The sequence below is a fragment of the Glutamicibacter sp. GQ173 genome (assembly GCF_059759215.1).
The window spans coordinates 177,085-194,892 of the sequence record NZ_JCAXDT010000008.1 but is presented as its reverse complement, the minus strand read 5'-3'; the positions used below and the strand labels follow the sequence as shown (position 1 = coordinate 194,892).

The 17,808-nt window shown below is 60.9% G+C and carries 15 protein-coding genes and 2 riboswitches; of the genes, 8 read left to right on the top strand and 7 right to left on the bottom strand.

The annotated features are described in order from the left end of the window. Window positions 1-18 precede the first annotated feature (18 nt). The 3 genes from AC6CHO_RS13925 to AC6CHO_RS13915 all read right to left on the bottom strand — a co-directional run bounded on the left by AC6CHO_RS13925 (window position 19) and on the right by AC6CHO_RS13915 (window position 3,630). Window positions 19-846: a PspA/IM30 family protein gene (locus tag AC6CHO_RS13925; protein ID WP_498215777.1), complete on the bottom strand. Its 828-nt coding sequence runs from the start codon at window positions 844-846 to the stop codon at window positions 19-21. Window positions 847-927: 81 nt separating this feature from the next. Next, on the bottom strand, window positions 928-1,647 hold the full coding sequence (locus tag AC6CHO_RS13920) for an AAA family ATPase (protein WP_498215775.1): 720 nt from the start codon (window positions 1,645-1,647) through the stop codon (window positions 928-930). Between the two features lie 72 nt (window positions 1,648-1,719). Next, window positions 1,720-3,630: an FAD-dependent monooxygenase gene (locus AC6CHO_RS13915; protein WP_498215773.1), complete on the bottom strand. Its 1,911-nt coding sequence runs from the start codon at window positions 3,628-3,630 to the stop codon at window positions 1,720-1,722. A gap of 307 nt (window positions 3,631-3,937) precedes the next feature. Here AC6CHO_RS13915 and AC6CHO_RS13910 point away from each other — a divergent pair, with 307 nt between their 5' ends. Continuing rightward, window positions 3,938-5,635 (top strand): purine-cytosine permease family protein, encoded by a 1,698-nt coding sequence (locus tag AC6CHO_RS13910; protein ID WP_498215771.1) that lies wholly within the window; start codon window positions 3,938-3,940, stop codon window positions 5,633-5,635. 194 nt (window positions 5,636-5,829) lie between these two features. After that, window positions 5,830-6,498: an IclR family transcriptional regulator gene (locus AC6CHO_RS13905; protein WP_498215770.1), complete on the top strand. Its 669-nt coding sequence runs from the start codon at window positions 5,830-5,832 to the stop codon at window positions 6,496-6,498. 32 nt (window positions 6,499-6,530) lie between these two features. Here AC6CHO_RS13905 and AC6CHO_RS13900 read toward each other — a convergent pair whose 3' ends face one another. After that, window positions 6,531-6,695 carry a hypothetical protein gene (locus AC6CHO_RS13900; RefSeq protein WP_172511628.1) on the bottom strand — a complete coding sequence of 55 codons (165 nt, stop codon included), beginning with the start codon at window positions 6,693-6,695 and terminating at the stop codon, window positions 6,531-6,533. Window positions 6,696-6,913: 218 nt separating this feature from the next. Between AC6CHO_RS13900 and AC6CHO_RS13895 the strand changes: the two genes are divergently transcribed. Further along, window positions 6,914-7,681, top strand: coding sequence for a DUF2786 domain-containing protein (locus AC6CHO_RS13895; RefSeq protein WP_498215768.1), 768 nt, complete (start codon window positions 6,914-6,916; stop codon window positions 7,679-7,681). A gap of 126 nt (window positions 7,682-7,807) precedes the next feature. Here the strand turns inward: AC6CHO_RS13895 and AC6CHO_RS13890 are convergent, their stop codons facing one another. Continuing rightward, window positions 7,808-8,266 (bottom strand): GatB/YqeY domain-containing protein, encoded by a 459-nt coding sequence (locus AC6CHO_RS13890; protein ID WP_498215767.1) that lies wholly within the window; start codon window positions 8,264-8,266, stop codon window positions 7,808-7,810. An 84-nt stretch (window positions 8,267-8,350) separates the two neighbouring features. Between AC6CHO_RS13890 and AC6CHO_RS13885 the strand changes: the two genes are divergently transcribed. After that, window positions 8,351-9,742: a DUF4232 domain-containing protein gene (locus AC6CHO_RS13885; RefSeq protein ID WP_498215765.1), complete on the top strand. Its 1,392-nt coding sequence runs from the start codon at window positions 8,351-8,353 to the stop codon at window positions 9,740-9,742. 9 nt (window positions 9,743-9,751) lie between these two features. On the opposite strand, the gene AC6CHO_RS13880 is transcribed toward AC6CHO_RS13885, so the two are convergent. Next, window positions 9,752-11,026, bottom strand: a complete 1,275-nt coding sequence (locus tag AC6CHO_RS13880; protein WP_498215763.1) for a carboxylate--amine ligase — start codon at window positions 11,024-11,026, stop codon at window positions 9,752-9,754. Between the two features lie 13 nt (window positions 11,027-11,039). Beyond that, window positions 11,040-12,182, bottom strand: coding sequence for a lipid II:glycine glycyltransferase FemX (locus AC6CHO_RS13875; protein WP_498215762.1), 1,143 nt, complete (start codon window positions 12,180-12,182; stop codon window positions 11,040-11,042). A gap of 96 nt (window positions 12,183-12,278) precedes the next feature. Between AC6CHO_RS13875 and AC6CHO_RS13870 the strand changes: the two genes are divergently transcribed. The 4 genes from AC6CHO_RS13870 (at window position 12,279) to cycA (ending at window position 17,715) form a co-directional block, all read left to right on the top strand. Next, a complete protein-coding gene (locus tag AC6CHO_RS13870) occupies window positions 12,279-12,608 on the top strand; it encodes a metal-sensitive transcriptional regulator (RefSeq protein ID WP_498215760.1) in 330 nt (109 codons plus the stop codon). 57 nt (window positions 12,609-12,665) lie between these two features. Beyond that, on the top strand, window positions 12,666-12,986 hold the full coding sequence (locus tag AC6CHO_RS13865; protein ID WP_498215758.1) for a heavy-metal-associated domain-containing protein: 321 nt from the start codon (window positions 12,666-12,668) through the stop codon (window positions 12,984-12,986). Between the two features lie 56 nt (window positions 12,987-13,042). Next, a complete protein-coding gene (locus AC6CHO_RS13860) occupies window positions 13,043-15,346 on the top strand; it encodes a heavy metal translocating P-type ATPase (protein WP_498215756.1) in 2,304 nt (767 codons plus the stop codon). A gap of 479 nt (window positions 15,347-15,825) precedes the next feature. After that, window positions 15,826-15,924: riboswitch (glycine riboswitch) on the top strand. A 1-nt stretch (window position 15,925) separates the two neighbouring features. Beyond that, window positions 15,926-16,033: riboswitch (glycine riboswitch) on the top strand. A gap of 176 nt (window positions 16,034-16,209) precedes the next feature. After that, window positions 16,210-17,715, top strand: a complete 1,506-nt coding sequence (gene cycA / locus AC6CHO_RS13855; protein ID WP_498215754.1) for a D-serine/D-alanine/glycine transporter — start codon at window positions 16,210-16,212, stop codon at window positions 17,713-17,715. Window positions 17,716-17,808 lie beyond the last annotated feature (93 nt).

Genomic DNA, 17,808 nt, shown 5'->3' with positions numbered 1-17,808 from the left:
TGCTGTCTGTTGTGGCGGCTAGGCCTGCTTGTTCTTCAGCGCGGCCAGACGTGCCTCGACTTCGGACAGATCCGGGGCCGCGGCTTCCAGCTCTGGGCCGGCTGGTGCCTGCTCGATGACGTCTCCGGGATTGCTGCTGGCCTTCAGCGCGGCCAGGCGGGCATCAACCTCGGTGGCTGCGCCCAGATCCTCGAGCTGTGCGAACTGCGCATCCAGCGATGAGGCGGCCAGTTCCTGGGCGCCGCGGACCTTGGCCTCGTCCTGGCGGATCTTCTGCTCAAAACGGCTGATCTCGCTGGATGGATCCCTGAAGTCCAAGGCCTTCATGGTATCCATCATCTGGGTCTGGGTCTTGGCGTTGCGAGCACGAGCCACCAGCTCGTCACGCTTGGCCACCAGCTCTTGGCGCTTGGACTGCATGGAGTTCAAGCCGGTCTTGAGCTTCTCGACCACTTCGCGCTGGCTGGTGACGGTGGACTGCAACGAGGCAGTTTTCTTTTCCGCCGACATCTGGCGCTGGATGGCGACGGTGGCCAGCTGGTTGAATTTCTGCTGGTTGGCAGCGTCCCCGGCAGCCGCGTATTCATCGGCCTTGTTCGAGGCGGCCACGGCCTTGGTGCCCCATTCGGTGGCTTCCTGGCGCAGCTTGGCCAGGTCGTCCTCGGCCATGCGCAGATTGCCGATGGTCTGGGCAACAGCCTGCTCAGCCTGGGCAATATTGGTGGTGTAGTCGCGGACCGTCTGGTCCAGCATCTTCTTTGGATCCTCGAGGGCGTCCAGTGCCGCGTTGGCGTTGGCCTTGCCGATACCGAAAATTCGAGCCCAAATTGAGCGCTTCTGTGCCATGGTGCGTCCCTTCATCGTCCTTTGCTTAAAAGCTTAGGGGAAGAGCGCCGGCCTCAATAACTGGGGGTTGCTTCGATGAACTCAGGCGTCGAAGTGCCGCAGGTAGCGTCCTGGCGCTTCGAGGAACAAGCGCCAGTTGCTGACCATTTCCAATTCATCATAATTTGCCGGGCGAATTCCCCACTGGCCGATTTCATAAATTCTTGCTTGCGGCAGCGAGGCAAGAATAGGCGAATGGGTGGAAATGATGACTTGGGATCCGCTGCGCAACAGATCAGAAATGTGCGAAAGCAGCATCAGGCAGCCGTTGAAGGAAAGCGCGGATTCGGCTTCATCGAAAACCCACAGGCCGTTGACGCTGGAGCGTTCAGTGAAAAACTCGATGAAGGATTCGCCATGGCTTTGGAAATTGTGCTTGCCGCGCGACCCAATGGACCCCAGATAAGCGAAGAGTCCGTGCATGGTTTCGGCCCGTAGGAAGACTCCTGCCTTGGAGGCTCCGGCGCCTCGTTCCAGCTGCAGGTGCGAGGACAACCCGGATTCGGTCATTTGGGATTGGTGCATGGAGTTGCGGGTTCCGCCTTCGGGATTCAGCCCGAAAGCGGCGGCGATGCCTTCAACCAGCGTTGATTTGCCGGCCCCGTTTTCACCGACCAGCACTGTCAGCTGCCCCAGTTCCAGTCCTTCGTCAAGGACCTGGCGCACTGCCGGGATCTGGGCCGCCCAATCGGTGCGGTCCATGGGCGCTTTGGGATGCTCGGCGATGCGGCGCACCGGCAAGGAATCAAAGAACGCGTTCATGCCCCAGAGAGTATCAGCCCCGTACGACAGGACGAGTTGCTGGTCGTACGGGGCTGGGACTGCCCCTGCCCCTTAGCAGTTCCCGCCGTTGCCCACCGGCAGCATGTTCCCGGCAAAGAACTCGCTGATTTCCTCACGGGCATCCAGCGGGAAGATGCCAGCAACATACTGGTCCGGGCGGACAACTACGATGGCACCGTCCTTGCTGATCTCGCGGTCACGGAAGATATCGCGTCCGTGGCCTGCAGCGAAAACCTGGTTGATATCGTGCAGTCCATAGGGGACCTTCAGCGGCTGGAAGATCTTCGGCACGTCATGCAGTTCGACGTCGGTGTAGTCCTGCTGGTAGATGGCCTTGGTATCAAAGACCGCGTCCTGATCTCCATCAACCGGAGTGTAGAGGTTGCGCGGGGAAGCTGAATCCTTCTCCCACCACGCAGCGAAGCCGGCCATGGCGGTGCCTTCCAAGGCAGGAGCCGCAGCATCGGCGAAGGCGTAGACCCGCCAGCGTCCGTCGGCCTCATGGAAGTGGCCCAGATGGCGCCAACGGTTGTCGGAGCGGCGGATCACTTCAGCTGATTTGAAGCGCTTGCCCACCGGGAAGCCGGGTGCCAGATCCTGATGCTCCAGCCCGGTGGTGATGGCCGATTCGGTGTACTGGGTCATGAAGCCGGCAGGGAATTCCTGGGTCTTGGTGTAGTACTTCTCCAGTTCGTCCGGGTCTTCCCAGTCATCCACGGACTTGGCCATCAGGGTGGACCATTCCTTGTCGAAGTCGATGAGGTTCTGGGCGATGACCTTGCGCTCCTCGGCGTAGGTATCCAGCAGCGCGTCCGGGGCGCGGCCTTCGAGCACGGCGGCCAGCTTCCAGCCGAGGTTGAAGCCGTCCTGGATGGATACGTTCATGCCCTGGCCCGCCTTGGCCGAGTGGGTGTGGCAGGCGTCGCCCATGATGAAGGCCCGGGCGCAGCGGGTGCCGCGCTCGTGGTCTTCCACATCGTCGAAGCCATCGGTGATGCGGTGGGCGACTTCGTAGACCGAGAACCAGGCAACGTTCTTCACATCCATGGTGTACGGGTGGATGATGCGGTTGGCGGTGGCCACGATCTCTTCCACCGGGGTGTTGCGGATGGCCCCGGCATCTTCCGCGGTCAATTCTCCCAGGTCCACGTAGAAGCGGACCAGGTAGCCGCCTTCGCGCGGGATCAAAAGGATATTGCCCGCCTCGTGGGACTGGATGGAGCACTTGACCTGGATGTCCGGGAAGTCGGTATTGACCATGACATCCATGACGCCCCAGGCATGCAGGGCCGCGTCGCCGTGCAGCTTGTGCCCCAGCGAGCGGCGCACCTGGCTGCGGGCACCGTCTCCGCCGACCAAGTACTTGGCCTTCACGGTGCGTTCTTCGCCAGCGCGTTCGCCGGCCACGTACTTGATGTGCGCGGTAACCGGGTATTCGGCGCCGGGGTCGATCTCGCAGCCGAGGTATTCCACCCCGTAGTCCGGAGTGACCTTGCCCGGGGCTCGTTCCGCGTCGCGCAGGAAGTAGTCCAAGATGCGCGACTGGTTCACGTAGATGTGCGGGAATTCGCTCATCCCGGTGGCATCGTCGGCGGCGCGCGAGTGGCGCTTGATGTTCTGCGGGTTTTCGGGATCCGGCGTCCAGAAGCACATCTCGACATTGCGGTACGCCTCTTCGATGACCTCATTGGCAAAGCCGAAGGCCTGAAAGGTTTCCACCGAGCGGGCCTGGATGCCATCGGCCTGGCCGACGTCCAGCCGGCCCGGGCGCATTTCGATGGCACGCACGTTGATGCTGGGGAAACGGGAGAGCTGCGCGGTCACCACAGAGGCAGCCGGCCCGGTGCCGACAATCAATACATCCATTTCGTCGGGAATTTCAGTTGCCCGGTTGATCCCGTAGCCGGCGGCTTCCTTGACGCGTGGATCTCCCGAGACGTATCCCCGGTGGTGAATCTGCATGGTGTGACTCCTAGGTCCGTGCCGCAAAAACTTCATTGTCTCTATATTTGCGACAATGTTCTAACTATAGAAACAAGTGTAGCTTTACTTGCCCCTCGCACACCATGGCCAGCGGCATTTTTCTGCGATGCCACAAATGATAGGTGAACTGAATTGGGAAAACAGGTGCGTCCAAGGATCTGAAATCATCTTCACAGGGCCATTTCGATGCCCATGTAACCAGGGGTTCACGTGGTGAGATCCTGTTTACCTGCTGGACACAGAACGGCCGAGCCCAGCGAAACATGCGCTCACTAGGCTGATGCACATGACAGCGACGAATGAACAACAGCAGGCACCGGAACGCGTTTCCGCCGGCACGAATCAAGGGCAGCTAAACGCCGCCAAGGAGTCCCTGGAGGACTACACCCTGCGCTTCGCCCCGCGCTCCTACCGGCGCTGGGTGCCATCAGTGGTGGCCACCAGCGCTCTGGGCGGGATCGCCTATCTGGCGGACTTCTCCATCGGCGCTAATATCGCGTTGGCCCACGGCACGGCGAGCGCCATTACCGGTGTACTCATCGCGGCACTGATCATCTTCGTCACCGGATTCCCGCTGGCCTACTATGCAGCCCGCTACAACCTCGATCTGGATCTGATCACCCGCGGCTCGGGATTCGGCTACTACGGTTCCATCGTCACCAACGTCATTTTTGCCACCTTCACCTTCATTTTCTTCGCCCTGGAAGGTGCCATCATGGCGCAGGGCCTGGAACTGGGCCTAGGAATCCCTAAGCCGCTGGGATATGCAATCTCTACTGTCATGGTCATCCCGCTGGTCATCTACGGGATGAAAACCCTGGCCAAGCTGCAGGTCTGGACCACACCGCTCTGGCTGGTCCTGATGGTTGTGCCCATGGTGTATCTCGTTGCCACCCACCCGGAATCCGTGGAGACCTTCGTGAACTACGCCGGCGAACAGGGCACCGGCGAAGGCGTGAACTTCGCTTCGGCCATGCTGGCGGCCGGTGTCTGCCTCTCGCTGATGGCGCAGATCGCCGAACAGATCGACTACCTGCGTTTCATGCCTCCCAAGACCGCCGCCAACGCGCGCAGCTGGTGGGCCGCAGTGATTCTTGGCGGCCCGGGCTGGGTCATCTTCGGTGCCATCAAGCAGATCACCGGCATGTTCATCGCCGTCTACCTGATTGCCACGCTGGATCCGCAGGCTTCGGCCACCGCCAACGAACCGGTGCACCAGTTCCTCGGCGTCTACCGCGAAATGATGCCGGCGTGGCTGGCCATGAGCCTGGCCGTGGTCCTGGTGGTCATCTCCCAGATCAAGATCAACGTCACCAACGCCTACTCCGGCTCGCTGGCCTGGACCAACTCCTTTACCCGCGTGACCAAAACCTATCCCGGACGCATGGTGTTCGTGCTGGTCAACCTCGGCATCGCCCTGATACTGATGGAAGCGAACATGTTCGACTTCCTCAATACCGTGCTGGGCTTCTACGCGAACTGCGCCATGGCCTGGGTGGTCACGGTGGCCAGCGACATCGCGATCAACAAGTACCTGCTGAAGCTCTCCCACAAGGTGCCAGAATTCCGCCGCGGCATGCTCTATGCGGTCAACCCGGTGGGCTTCATCTCGATGCTCGTCTCTGCCATCGCCTCGATCGCAGTGTTCTTCGGGCTGCTCGGCCCGCAGATCCAGCCATTCAGCCCGCTGGTGGCCGTGGGCCTGGCACTCTTGATGCCACCGCTGCTGGCCATCGCCACCAAGGGCCGCTACTATCTGCGCCGCAGCGATGACGGCATCGACAGCCCGCTGCTGGACGCCGAAGGCAACCCGAGCGACGAGCTGTACACCTGCTGCGTCACCGGCCTGCGCTTCGAGCGCCCGGACATGCTGGCCTCCGCGGTGCCCGGCCCGAATGGAGAACTCCAGTACATTTCTTCGCTGGCGTTGGCCACGGATCGAACCGGCGAGCACCTGCTGCCGGCTGATCCACCCATCCGCTAGTTCCAGGAGCGCCCCTCGCAGGGGCACTGACAACGGAAGGCAGGCTGCACCGCGCAGCCTGCCTTCCGTTGCCTATCACCCCGTTAGCCCTGCGAATCCGCATCGAGGCATTGGGCTAGGCTGTGAGCTAGAAATAGATCACTTGAAGCAGTACCTTGCCGAGCTAACGGCAGGTGGGATGAAATGATGAAGCAATGACCAAATCCACCGAAGGCGGGTCCCAGACCTTGGGCCGCGGGCTCGAAGCTCTGACCCTCATTGGCGAATCCGCTGCACCGCTAAGTGTTGCCGAACTGGCCGCGCAACTCGGAATTCACCGCTCCATGGCCTACCGCCTGGTCAAGACCTTCGAACAGTATGGCTTTGTCGAGCGCATGCCTTCCGGAGATTTGGAACTGGGTGCACGCCTAGGCGCCTTGGCACGCAATGTCGCCAAGTCCCTGCAGTCGGCAGCTGCCCCGCATCTGGCAGCGGTGTCAGACGAGCTTCGGATGACTGCCCTGCTGGTGGTCTTTGACGGCGAAGCCGCGGTCACGTTGAGCACGGCCGAGCCCCGAATGGCCGATGCAACGGTGGCCCAGCGCCCCGGCACGCGCCATCCCATTGATAACGGAGCACCTGGACGGGTCATCCGCTCGCAAATCAATCCGGTGCAATACCCGGCCAAGGACTTCGAATCCAGCCACGACGAGGTCATCCCGGGACTGCACTCCATCGCGGTCCCCTTGCTGTTGCCACAGGATAAGCCGGCGGCCGTTGCGGTGATCTATCCACCGCTGGAATTGGATGAAAACCATATCGCCCAGGTACTCGCCACAGCCTCCGAGCGCATCTCTGCTGCTCTGGGAATCCGGCTGAAGTAAATACCTGAGCGATGGGTTGTACTGGTTATTGCCTACGCGGTGCAGGCTTCATTGGAGCATCCGGCATCACGCGGCTTGTAGGTTTCCGTACCTTCGACTTTTTCCCACACAACGTGACGATGCTGTCCGCAACGCTCGCATGAAGGAGCAAGGTAAGTGGCCCGCTCTTCCATGGTGTATGTCCGAAAATCACCCATCAGAACCTCTCCTAAACCAGCCTCGAATCAAGGACCCGGGGCATGCTGGACCTGCTTGGTGCCTTCACTCTACGCGCGGATCACATCACCGGCTAGAGTCGTTCCCAAACAGTTACCCACACCCAGCCAAGCAGCATTCCCGATGACCTGCAACACTGGTGCCGTGAACCAGCACAAGCCGATTCGCTACCCATCGCACTGCCCGGAAAGAAGATGTCATGAGCACCTCTGAACAGAAGCTTCAGCGTCTGAAGGAACGGATCGCGCTGCTGCTGAACAAGGCGGAGAACACCAACTTCCCGGCAGAGGCCCAAACTTTCCAGGAGCACGCCGAGCGGCTCATGGTCCGCTATGGCATTGGACGCGCTGAACTGGATGCGCAGCCGATAGGCCCTGGCAAGAAGAAGGAACCGATCGTTGAAGAGCACTTCGATATGCGCGGCACCTACCGGCTGGGCCAACGCGATGGACTGTCTTCGGTAGGCCACGCCTTCAGAACCGTAACCCTACTGCAAACGAACTACTCGAACTTCTGCCGCCTGTACGTCATTGGCCACGAGTCCGATGTGAGTACCGTCAAGAATCTCTTCTCATCATTGGTGATCCAGGCAAGCCTGGCGATGAGCCATTGGTGGAGCGAAGAAGGAAAGCATGTGGCCTGGGATCGGACCGATTCCGAGAAGGTCATTGAGCGCCGCGAGTTCCAGCGCAGTTTTTACCTCCAGGTGGCCGAACGCATCAGCGGGCTTTACCAGGAAGAAAGCCGGCACAGCGGCAGCGGTACCGAACTGGTATTGGTGAGCCGCAAGGAACAGGTGGATGACTTTGTCAGTAGCAAATATCCCTCTCTGCGGCGCAGCCGAAATCGTGCTGCCACCGGCAGCTTGAACGCTGCCTTGGCTGGACGGGTCGCCGGCAGCCGTGCAGACCTGGTTTTTGGAAAAGACGTTGAGTCCAATGGGGCCGCCGGAGCAGTTGCCAGTTAGAAATTCTTACTCGGAATTTTGCCTCAGATTCCGAATTAGACGATCCAAGTGGAAATCTTGGACTGCTGAAGATACAGCAAAGGGCCGCTCCGAAGAACGACCCTCAGTACTGGAAACCGCCAATATTTAGCCAAGCTTGGCGCGAACCATCTGCGAGACGGCCTTGCCGTCGAATCGGCCGGCAATTTCAGCTCCAACCAGCTTCATCGCCTGCCCCATATCCTTCATGGTGAGCTCATGATCCGCTGCCAGTTCAGCCATCACCTTGTCCACGATGCTCTGGGCTTCTGCCTCATCAAGCATCTTTGGCAGGTAGGTAGAAATGAACGCAGCCTCTGCCAGCTCGCGCTCTGCAAGATCAGTTCGGCCATCCTTGGCTGCCAGCTGCGCAGTTTCCTCGCGGTTGCCCACTTCCTTGCGCAACAGGTTCTCGACATCCTGGTCGTTGAGTTCGCTAGGGTTTTTGCCCGACTTCTCCTTGGTGCCAATAGCACTGAGGATATTGCGCAGAGTAGTTTTCTCCAGCTCGTTGCCTGCCTTCAGGTGGACGATGCTGTCTTCGCGCAGGCGATCTTTCAAACTCATGGGGTCTCGCTTTCAAAGTACGTGTGGTTGAAACTCTACCCGCTGGCTCCTCCGATCGAGTGGTCGTGTTGGTACGGTAGCTAAATGAAACCACTGCGCCTTGGAGCGATCATCACGGCTCTCATCCTTGCAGTGGTCATCGTGCTGATCTGGAAGCCCTGGGACGCGTCCAAATCATGCGATGCCCCCAAAGAGTACTGCGCACTCGCCGCGGAATTGGATCAGAAGGAAGGGATCGACTCGACCAGCGTCGACCATGAAATCACCTCAGTTGATGCCAAGGACGGAAACTCCTCGCAAGCGTCGTGGACGGTGAATCTCGATGAGCATCTGGCGCCTGAGCAGGCAGGCGATATCGCGCTCTGGGCTTCATCCCTAATACAGGCATTTACCGGACAGCAATCCAAGGTACACAGTTCCGTTCGTTTTGTTGCCGGAGAACCACAGGATTCGGACGTCCCTGATCTGGTGCTGTACCCGCTGGACGTGTCGGACAGCGAGAACGTCAAAGAGCAAATAATCCAAGCGTTCTCCCTGCGCCAGCTCGGTGCCCACAGCGTGGGCCAGGGATCTGCGGTAGCCAAGGATGTCCCAGGGTTGAAGGTCCTGGGCGGCTATGCGGCCGAGCATGACGAACCGGTCTCCCTGCGGCTGGAAGACTCTTCGCTGATCTATAGCTCTGATCAGCGATTGGATCTCGCCGAGTTTGATCTGGCCGTGGAAGCAGCGGCACTGGATGCCGTTGAAAGCACAGTATTTGATTCCAGCGGTCTGTCGGTGCACACCACCGCTGAGGCAGACTCGGAAGACACTGGCCGGGTCAAAGAATGGCTCGCCAAGCATGCTCCACTGGAACAACCAGTGGCATTCACCTTGAGCACTGCCGGCTACGCCGATGTCATTGAGGGCTGGGTCGGCGGGAAGCTGCCCGAATCGCTCATTGCGCGTCCGGCGCCGCTGCCTGAAAATGTGGCAGCTTGGCCCGAGAACCCCGCTGCCCCAGCCTGCGCCCAGGACGATTTGGAGCTGGCCCTTGGCTCTCCTGATGCTGCGTTGGGCTCGAGGTACATGGCTCTCTACGCCAAAAACACCTCAACGGCTCCGTGCGCCGTCGAAGGGTACCCGCAGGTTAGATTCCGCAATTCCCAGGGCGAGGCACAACGGGATGTCGCCCTGGTGCCGATGGCAAGCATTCAATCCCAGCGTGTGGTTATTCCCGCAGGCGAAAGCATCCTCTCTGCGCTGAAGTGGAAAGCCATGTCCACCGCAAATGATCCAGATGCGACTACCTCGCTGGACATAGCCGCAACTGCGGGATTCGAGTCCGCCGAGCTTGTCCCCGAAGTTCAGGGGTCTGCCACTAGCCTCGACATTCTCGACGGAGGCGAAGTCGCCCAAAGCCCATGGCTTCAAGCCCTGGACGGCTGGCCAGTGCCAGGTGCTGTCGGCCAGCAGCCATCTGGAGGGCGTCCCTAAGCGCAGGCGTTACTGTGCGCGCGGAGGGAACTTCTTGTACTTGCGGTAGTGGTTGACCGCATTCAAGACCAGGTAAAGCTTGCGGCGCGGGTTCTTCTCCGCCGAGAACTTCAACGGGTTGGACACCTTGCCTGCCTTGAGCAGCACGGCCGCTTTCCTGCCAGTCCCGCTATCGAGGAATCGGCGGAGCAAGTGGTGCGGCAAAACAGTGAACAGCTGCTCGCGGTGCAGCTGCAGCACCCCAGCGGCGGTTTCCACGACGGCATCGGTGTGCGGATCCGAGTTGTCGAAGTCGGCGCCGAGGAACTCGGTGACGTAGAAACGCGCCGGGTTCACGCCAGCGGCGGTGAGGTAGAAGTGATTGCGGCCCAGTCGGGGGTTGATCTCGAAAAACTTGATCTTGCCGTCACGGCGGTCGTATTTCGCATCGATCATCGCGATGCCACGCCACCCCAACTCTTCGAGCATGCGGGCACCGTCGGCGGCCATCTGGTCGTTCTGTCCAGTGACGATGGCGGCCGAGTTGCCCAGCACCAGCGGCGCATGCTCCTCGATGACCACTTCGCCATATCCGGCAAAGATGACTTTGCCTTCCTGGGTGGCGAAATAGGTGCACAACCGCATGGCGTCATCGCCTCCTGGAACGTATTCCTGCAGGACGTAGCCGGAGGTGTAGCCGCTGCCGTCGATCTTGGACAGCAATGCTTCCAGCTCAGCCCGGCTGTTGATCGTGTGGATCTTCTGCTTGCCCTCGAACTTCGCGGCGATCCAATCCGCCGAGCTTGAAGGCTTGCCGATCACCGGGTAGGTGAAGTCCTCGGCCAAGGCTTCCAGATTGGTGCCCGGGTGGTAAACGGCGGTGCGCGGGTGGGCGATGTCCAGCTTTTCGGCGAGCGCGTAGAAGTTTTCCTTCAGCGCGGCCGCTTCGATAGTCTCCAATTCGGGATAGGGAATCACGAAGTGCGCGTCGAGCTGTGCCCGGTGCTTGGCGATCAGCATGATGTGGAAGTCCAGGGAACCGAAGAGCATCAGCGGGCGGGCCGAATCGGCGACCAGCTCGGTGGCCAAGTCGGTCAGCGCCGCGACCACTCGCGACTCATCTGCCATCGAACCGATGGGGCGCAATTCAACGGCCACCGAATGCTCGATGACTCCGTTGCCTGCAGCTGGAAGCACGACGGAGCGAACGCCATAGGCCTCGTAGAACTCGCGGGCCAGGGTGTAGGTGCCGATGTCGCCACCGAGGATGACGGGGACAAACGGCTGGGTTGGGTCAATTGCCACGGTGCTGATTTCCCTACTTCTTGCGCCAGTTCATGTACTTTTCGAAGGCCCACGCCAATGGCTTGTTCAGCGCAAGGTCCCATTCGCCGTTGGTCTGCACGATGTCGCAACCGGTATTGGTCTTGAACTTGGTCAGACCCGAGAGGTGGTGCTCCTTGTCCAAGGTGGCGCTCACGCCGCCCTGGTCCAGGTAGCGGCAGCCCGCGGCGATGGAATCTTCCACCATGCGGTTCATGATGGCCTTCGGCGCGAAGATCTTGCGCTGTTCCGAGGACGAGGCTCCGTAGAGGTACCAGGCAAGGTTGGATGAGCGGATCACGATGGACGCTGCGAGGTCCACTCCTTCGTTGCTGGCGATGTACAGGGTGCAGGATCCTGGCACAGCTTCATTGAGCACACGGTGCATGGTTTCGAAGTAGCCCAGTGGGCGGCCGGTGAATTCTTGGCGGTCCGCGGTGTGGTTGTACAGGGCATGGAAGCGGGCCATGTCCGAGGTGTCGCCCACCTCGATTTCCAAGGTGCTCTTCAGAGCCTTGCGGGTTTCGTTGCGCGTGGTGGCCGAGTAGCTGGCCATGACCTGTTCCACGTCCAGCTGCTTGCCTTCTTCATCCTGCAGGGCAACACGGGCCACATATTCCGGCTGGCCTGCGCCGAAGTCCAGTCCGACGTCTTCTTTGGTGAACCCGAGGTCCAATAGGGCGTCATTCAGCGCCAGTGCTTGGGCTGAGCTGCTCTTCAGTTCCAGGTCGGCCAGCTGGGTGAAGCCTTCTTTGCCCAGGTTCTTGCGCACGGCGGCCGCGGCCCAGGTGCGCACTTCCCGGCCTGGTCCCATCTTCAGCTGGAAGGAGCCACGGTTTTTGAGGTAGGCGGCCAGCGGGCGGATGACGTTTTCCGCCCTGTGGGCCTGGAAATCGATGACCGGACCGTCGGGAACATAGGCCAGGGTCTTGTTGATTACGGGGGCAGCCCGGTGCAGCACCAATGCGGCGCCTACCAGTTCGTCCTGGTCGAAGAAGCCGAGGGATTCGCCTCGCCATCCACCCTTGACCCGGGCCCACTCGGGACGCTGCAGGAAGCTGACGTCGTGGGCAGTTTCAAGGAAGGCTGAGTGTTCGGCGCTGGAAATCGGACGCACGTGCAGGTCGTTGTGGCTCACGGGTGAAATCCTATCGTGCTTCTTCTGCTTAAGTGGGGAGGCCGAATACCCCTAGGGGGTACTTGACTTTATACCCCATAGGGGTATTATCGAAGTATGGAAACCAACCAGAACCCGGATGCCCAGACGCAGCATCACGGTTATCACGCGGATAAGTCCGCGCTGGAACGCCGCCTGAAGCGCATCGAAGGCCAAGTTCGCGGGGTCGCCAAGATGGTCGATGAAGACAAATACTGCATTGACATCCTGACCCAGATTTCCGCCATCAACGCGGCATTGCACAAGGTCAGCGTCCAACTCATCGATGACCACATCGGCCATTGCGTTGTTGATGCCGCGAAGTCCTCGATCCAGAGCGGCGACCCCAGCATCGTGCAGGAAAAGATCGCCGAGGCCACGGCCGCGATTTCCCGCCTGGTGCGCTAGTTGCCCTCACGCACCTATTTCCGATTCACACAGAATTCATCGAAAGAGAGCAAGATCATGAGCCACAACTGCAATTGCGGATGCTCCTCAGAGAACACCTCCGACAGCTCCCAGGGCCTGCAGATCACCACGCGTGAGCAGGCCACTCCTTTGGCTACCCAGACCGAAATCAAGATCTCCGGAATGACCTGCGGCCACTGCGTTGCTTCGGTCACCGAAGAACTCAAGGAGCTGGACGGCGTCCAGGACGTCGATGTCCTCCTCAACGCCAATGGCATCTCCACCGCCACCGTCACCGCTACCGGCAAGCTCAACGAAGCGAGCCTCCGCGAAGCGATCGACGACGCCGGCTACACCGTCGAAGCAATCAACGCCTAGCCCTACAAGCCAGGCACCAAGCCACCTTGAAGTGGCAGGAAAGTGCAAGGTACACAATGTCTTCCCATGCGCCAGAGCACGCGCTGCCCGAAGTACGCACCGTAGACCTCGATATCCAGGGCATGACCTGCGCCTCATGCGTGAACCGGGTGGAACGCAAACTCGGCAAGCTGCCCGGGGTGACCGCCTCGGTCAACCTCCCCCTGGAGACCGCCAAGGTCCAAGTTCCGCAAGATGTCACCAACGAACAGCTGGTCCAGACAGTCCAGGCCGCTGGCTACTCGGCCAAGGTGAAAGCCCCGGTCCACCCGGCGGCGCACACAAGCCATGAACATCACGGCGGCCACGAAGATCAACAAAAATCCATGCCGCACGCTGATGAGCACGGCTCGCACGAAGGCCACGACCACCTGGTCCCCAGCCACCTGCTACGCCGCCTGGTCATCTCAGCGATCTTCACCCTCCCGCTGTTCATCATCTCCATGGTGCCGGCGGCGCAGTTCCCGCAGTGGGGATGGGTGGCCTTTGCCCTGGCCACTCCGGTGGTCTTCTATGGCGCGTGGCCTTTCCATAAGGCCGCGGCAATCAACGCCCGGCATTTCGCTTCCACCATGGACACCCTGGTGTCACTCGGCGTGCTGGCCGCCTACCTGTTCTCCGCCATCCAGCTGATCCTCGACCCGCAGATGACGGCGCACATCGGCATGGCGATGAGCGAGCACGCACTGTACTTCGAAACAGCAGGCGTCGTGGCCACGCTGCTGCTGCTAGGGCGCTACCTGGAACATCGCGCCAAGTCTTCCGCCTCTGATGCCTTGAAGTCCCTGTTGAGCTTGGGCGCGAAAGACGCGGTCGTTCTGCGTGATGGTCAAGAAGTAAAGATTCCGGCCACTCAATTGCAGGTCGGCGAGCAGTTTGTGGTGCGCCCGGGCGAGAAAATCGCCACCGACGGTGTCGTAGTCGACGGTTCCAGTGCCATCGACACCTCGCTGATCACCGGTGAATCCGTCCCGCAAAAGGCCGCAGAAGGCGACGAAGTTACCGGTGCCACGCTGAACACCTCAGGCCGGCTGCTCATCCGCGCCACCCGCGTCGGCTCCGACACCACCCTGGCCCAGATGGGCAGGCTGGTCTCCGAGGCGCAGTCCGGCAAGGCGCCGATCGCCCGCCTGGCTGACAGGATCTCGGCGGTCTTCGTCCCGATTGTTCTGGGCATCGCGGTTCTCACCTTCCTGGCCTGGTGGCTGGTCACCGGTGACATCTACGCCGCCTTCACCGCCGCGGTCGCCGTGCTGGTCATCGCCTGCCCTTGCGCCCTCGGCCTGGCTACCCCGATCGGCCTGCTGGTGGGCACCGGACGCGGCGCCCAGCTGGGCATCCTGATCCGCGGTCCGCAGGTGCTGGAGGATACCCGCAAGCTGGACACCATCGTGCTGGACAAGACCGGCACCGTAACCACCGGCGTGATGACCCACCTGGGCACCGCAGCACTCGACGGCGTCGACCCGGCGCAGGTGCTGAAGCTGGCGGGCTCCGTGGAACACCACTCCGAGCACCCGATCGCCCAGGCCATCGCCAAGGCCGCAGCGGCCCAGGGCGAGCTGGCCCAGGTCACCGGCTTCGAGTCGGATCCCGGCGGCGGAGTCCTCGGCGTGATCGAGGGCCGCAAGGTGGTGGTCGGACGCGCCAGCTGGCTCGCCACCCAGGGCACCGATCTCGACCAGCAGGCCCGCACCATGCTCGCCGACGCAGAGTCCCAGGGCGCCACGGCGATCCTGGTCTCGGTGGACGGCGAGTTCCAGGCCGTAATCTCCGTGGCTGACAAGGTCAAGGATTCGAGCGCCGCAGCGATCAGCGAACTGCAGCAGCGTGGACTGCGCGTGGTGCTGCTGACCGGCGATAACCAGTCGGTGGCGGCCAAGGTCGCCGCCGGAGTGGGAATCAAGTCCGCAGACGTGTTCGCCGGGGTCTTCCCAGCGGACAAGGCCAAGGCCATTGCCTCGCTGCAGGAGCAAGGACGCGTGGTGGCAATGGTCGGCGACGGCGTCAACGACGCTCCCGCCCTGGCCCAGGCGGACCTCGGCATCGCCATGGGCTCGGGCACCGATGTGGCTATTGAGGCGGCCGACATCACCCTGATGGGCAACGACCTGCACCAGGTCACCGCAGCCATCGACCTGTCGGACAAGACGCTGTCAACCATCAAGATGAACCTGTTCTGGGCCTTCGCCTACAACACTGCGGGCATCCCGATCGCAGCCCTTGGGCTGCTGAACCCGATGATCGCCGGCGGTGCCATGGCGGCCAGCTCGGTGCTGGTGGTGCTCAACTCGCTGCGCCTGCGCCGCTTCGGCAAATAGCGCCCGGCCTGCAGCGCTTCCCCGACGCAGGTCATGACTTGCTTGAAAGTCGCGAAGCATCCGCTTTCACTCAAGCTCATGACCTCGTCCAGGGTTGCGACTCCGTCTTCGCCATAAGCCATAGCCTGCAGATTCCCTCCATGCATCGCCATGATTTGCGCCAGATCACTTCGAGTCCTGAAGTAATCGAGCGCTGGCATCCCAGTGCATACTTGCCATTCATCGCTCTTGATGAAGGCGGCCACCCTGCTGGTTGGGACAAGAGTTCAAGTCAGGTGCGGGAACAGTTTCGGGCAGACCGCCTGCAACACCTCCCCTTGCCTCCGACAAGGGCCCGAATTCCCGCGATATCCGCCAAGCCGGCTCGCGGCCATTCCTGCGGGACGGCCCACGAGGCAACAATAAAACTTTCAGTCGTGCGACTTGCATCACATTCACAGTTCTGCGCATACTGTGATGGCAATCACCACATATGCCGCTGATGCGTGGCGGGAGAGACTCGTCCTCACCAAGGGCGGGCGCCGTAGGAGCAATTTCCTCCCCGGGAAACTCTCAGGCACCCGTACCGCCACGAGAAGGCAACTCTGGAAAGCAGCACAGAATGAACTGTGCTCACCGAAGGAGCAAGCTTCGCCCAGTAGTCGGGTTGAAGTGAAAACTCTCAGGTTCAAATACAGATTGGGGAGGGACCACGAACACTGACGCTTTCGGCGCCTCCGATTCGACGGCTCTCTCCAGCGGCATAGGCAGCAGCTGCTCTCAGCGCAGCGGGCTGACGTTGCCTTCCCGGAGCCGGGCGAGTCTGGCGTTCCCAGCAAAGTAAGTTGCTAGGTGTCACGCCACACTCCTGGAAGGCAACCAGCATGAGTACCACCAGTTCTGATCCCACACTTGAACGCGGACTATCCAACCGGCATATCCAGCTCATCGCCATTGGCGGCGCCATAGGCACCGGCCTGTTCATGGGCTCCGGCAAAACCATCTCCGTCGCCGGCCCGTCGGTCATCTTTGTCTACATGATCATCGGCTTCATGCTCTTCTTCGTCATGCGTGCGATGGGCGAGCTGCTGCTGAGCAACCTGGACTACAAGACTTTTGCCGATTTTGCAGGCGACCTGCTGGGTCCCTGGGCAGCTTTCTTCACCGGCTGGACCTACTGGTTCTGCTGGGTGGTCACCGGCATTGCGGACGTCGTCGCCATCGCCCATTATGTTGCTTTCTGGTGGGGCGACCTCCCGCTGTGGATTCCTGCCTTGGCCTGCATCGCGCTGCTGCTGGTGCTGAATTTGGCCACAGTAAAAGCCTTCGGCGAAACCGAATTCTGGTTCGCGCTGATCAAGATCGTCGCCATCGGCGCGCTCATCGTCGTTGGCCTGGTCATGATCATCACCGGCTTCCAGCACAACGGTGCCACCGCATCAATCGCGAACCTGTGGGCCAACGGCGGAATGTTCCCCACCGGGTTCATGGGTTTCGTAGCCGGATTCCAAATCGCGGTATTTGCGTTCGTGGGCATCGAATTGGTGGGCACAACTGCCGCCGAAACCAAGGATCCCGAAAAGACCCTTCCGAAGGCCATCAACTCCATCCCGGTCCGCATCCTGTTCTTCTATGTGGGCGCCTTGATCATCTTGATGACCGTCCAGCCTTGGAAGCTGTTCTCCTCCGAGAACTCTCCCTTCGTTGGGATGTTCGCCCTGGCCGGGCTGGCTGGGGCTGCCGGCATCATCAACTTCGTGGTGCTCACCAGTGCAACCTCCAGCGCTAATTCCGGCATTTACTCCACTTCCCGCATGCTGCGCGGGCTGGCCTTGGAAGCCGATGCTCCGGCCGGCTTTGCGAAGCTTTCACGCCGCAAGGTTCCCAAGAACGCACTGATGTTCTCCTGCATGTTCCTGCTGGCCGGTGTCGTCCTGCTCTACAGCGGTGATTCGGTCATGGGCGCCTTCACCCTGGTCACCACGGTGTCGGCCTTGTGCTTCATGTTCGTCTGGACCATCATCCTGCTCAGCTACTTGGTTTTCCGCGCCCGCCGCCCTCACCTGCACGACGCTTCCAGCTTCAAGGTTCCCGGCGGACGGGTCATGCCGTATGCGGTGCTGGTCTTCTTCGGATTCATCCTCTGGGCGCTGACCACTCAGCCGGATACCTTTGCCGCCCTGCTGGTCACGCCAGTTTGGTTCCTGGTTCTGGGCTTGGGCTACCTTGTTGTTCGCCGCAGCCCGCAGCACGAAGCATTGCGTCTGGCCCACAGGGGTAAGGTGGCACACGAACGCTATGAAGCAGCGGCCTACCGCGACAGCCAGGCCTTCGGCCACGGGGAAACGTCATCTGTCGTTGAGTCTGCAGGGAACAAGGCACGCCAGTAGTCTGAAATGGTCCAGCATCGCTGGCTGCTGACCCGCACCTTGGCCAAGGTGCGGGTCTGCCTGCGCATTCACTGTGCGCCCTGTACCTTCACT

Coding starts and splice junctions, on each gene's coding strand:
- AC6CHO_RS13925 (WP_498215777.1), bottom strand. CDS start 846: ATGGCACAGAAGCGCTCAATTTGGGCTCGAATTTTCGGTATCGGCAAG.
- AC6CHO_RS13920 (WP_498215775.1), bottom strand. CDS start 1,647: ATGAACGCGTTCTTTGATTCCTTGCCGGTGCGCCGCATCGCCGAGCAT.
- AC6CHO_RS13915 (WP_498215773.1), bottom strand. CDS start 3,630: ATGCAGATTCACCACCGGGGATACGTCTCGGGAGATCCACGCGTCAAG.
- AC6CHO_RS13910 (WP_498215771.1), top strand. CDS start 3,938: ATGACAGCGACGAATGAACAACAGCAGGCACCGGAACGCGTTTCCGCC.
- AC6CHO_RS13905 (WP_498215770.1), top strand. CDS start 5,830: ATGACCAAATCCACCGAAGGCGGGTCCCAGACCTTGGGCCGCGGGCTC.
- AC6CHO_RS13900 (WP_172511628.1), bottom strand. CDS start 6,695: ATGGGTGATTTTCGGACATACACCATGGAAGAGCGGGCCACTTACCTT.
- AC6CHO_RS13895 (WP_498215768.1), top strand. CDS start 6,914: ATGAGCACCTCTGAACAGAAGCTTCAGCGTCTGAAGGAACGGATCGCG.
- AC6CHO_RS13890 (WP_498215767.1), bottom strand. CDS start 8,266: ATGAGTTTGAAAGATCGCCTGCGCGAAGACAGCATCGTCCACCTGAAG.
- AC6CHO_RS13885 (WP_498215765.1), top strand. CDS start 8,351: ATGAAACCACTGCGCCTTGGAGCGATCATCACGGCTCTCATCCTTGCA.
- AC6CHO_RS13870 (WP_498215760.1), top strand. CDS start 12,279: ATGGAAACCAACCAGAACCCGGATGCCCAGACGCAGCATCACGGTTAT.
- AC6CHO_RS13865 (WP_498215758.1), top strand. CDS start 12,666: ATGAGCCACAACTGCAATTGCGGATGCTCCTCAGAGAACACCTCCGAC.
- AC6CHO_RS13860 (WP_498215756.1), top strand. CDS start 13,043: ATGTCTTCCCATGCGCCAGAGCACGCGCTGCCCGAAGTACGCACCGTA.
- cycA (WP_498215754.1), top strand. CDS start 16,210: ATGAGTACCACCAGTTCTGATCCCACACTTGAACGCGGACTATCCAAC.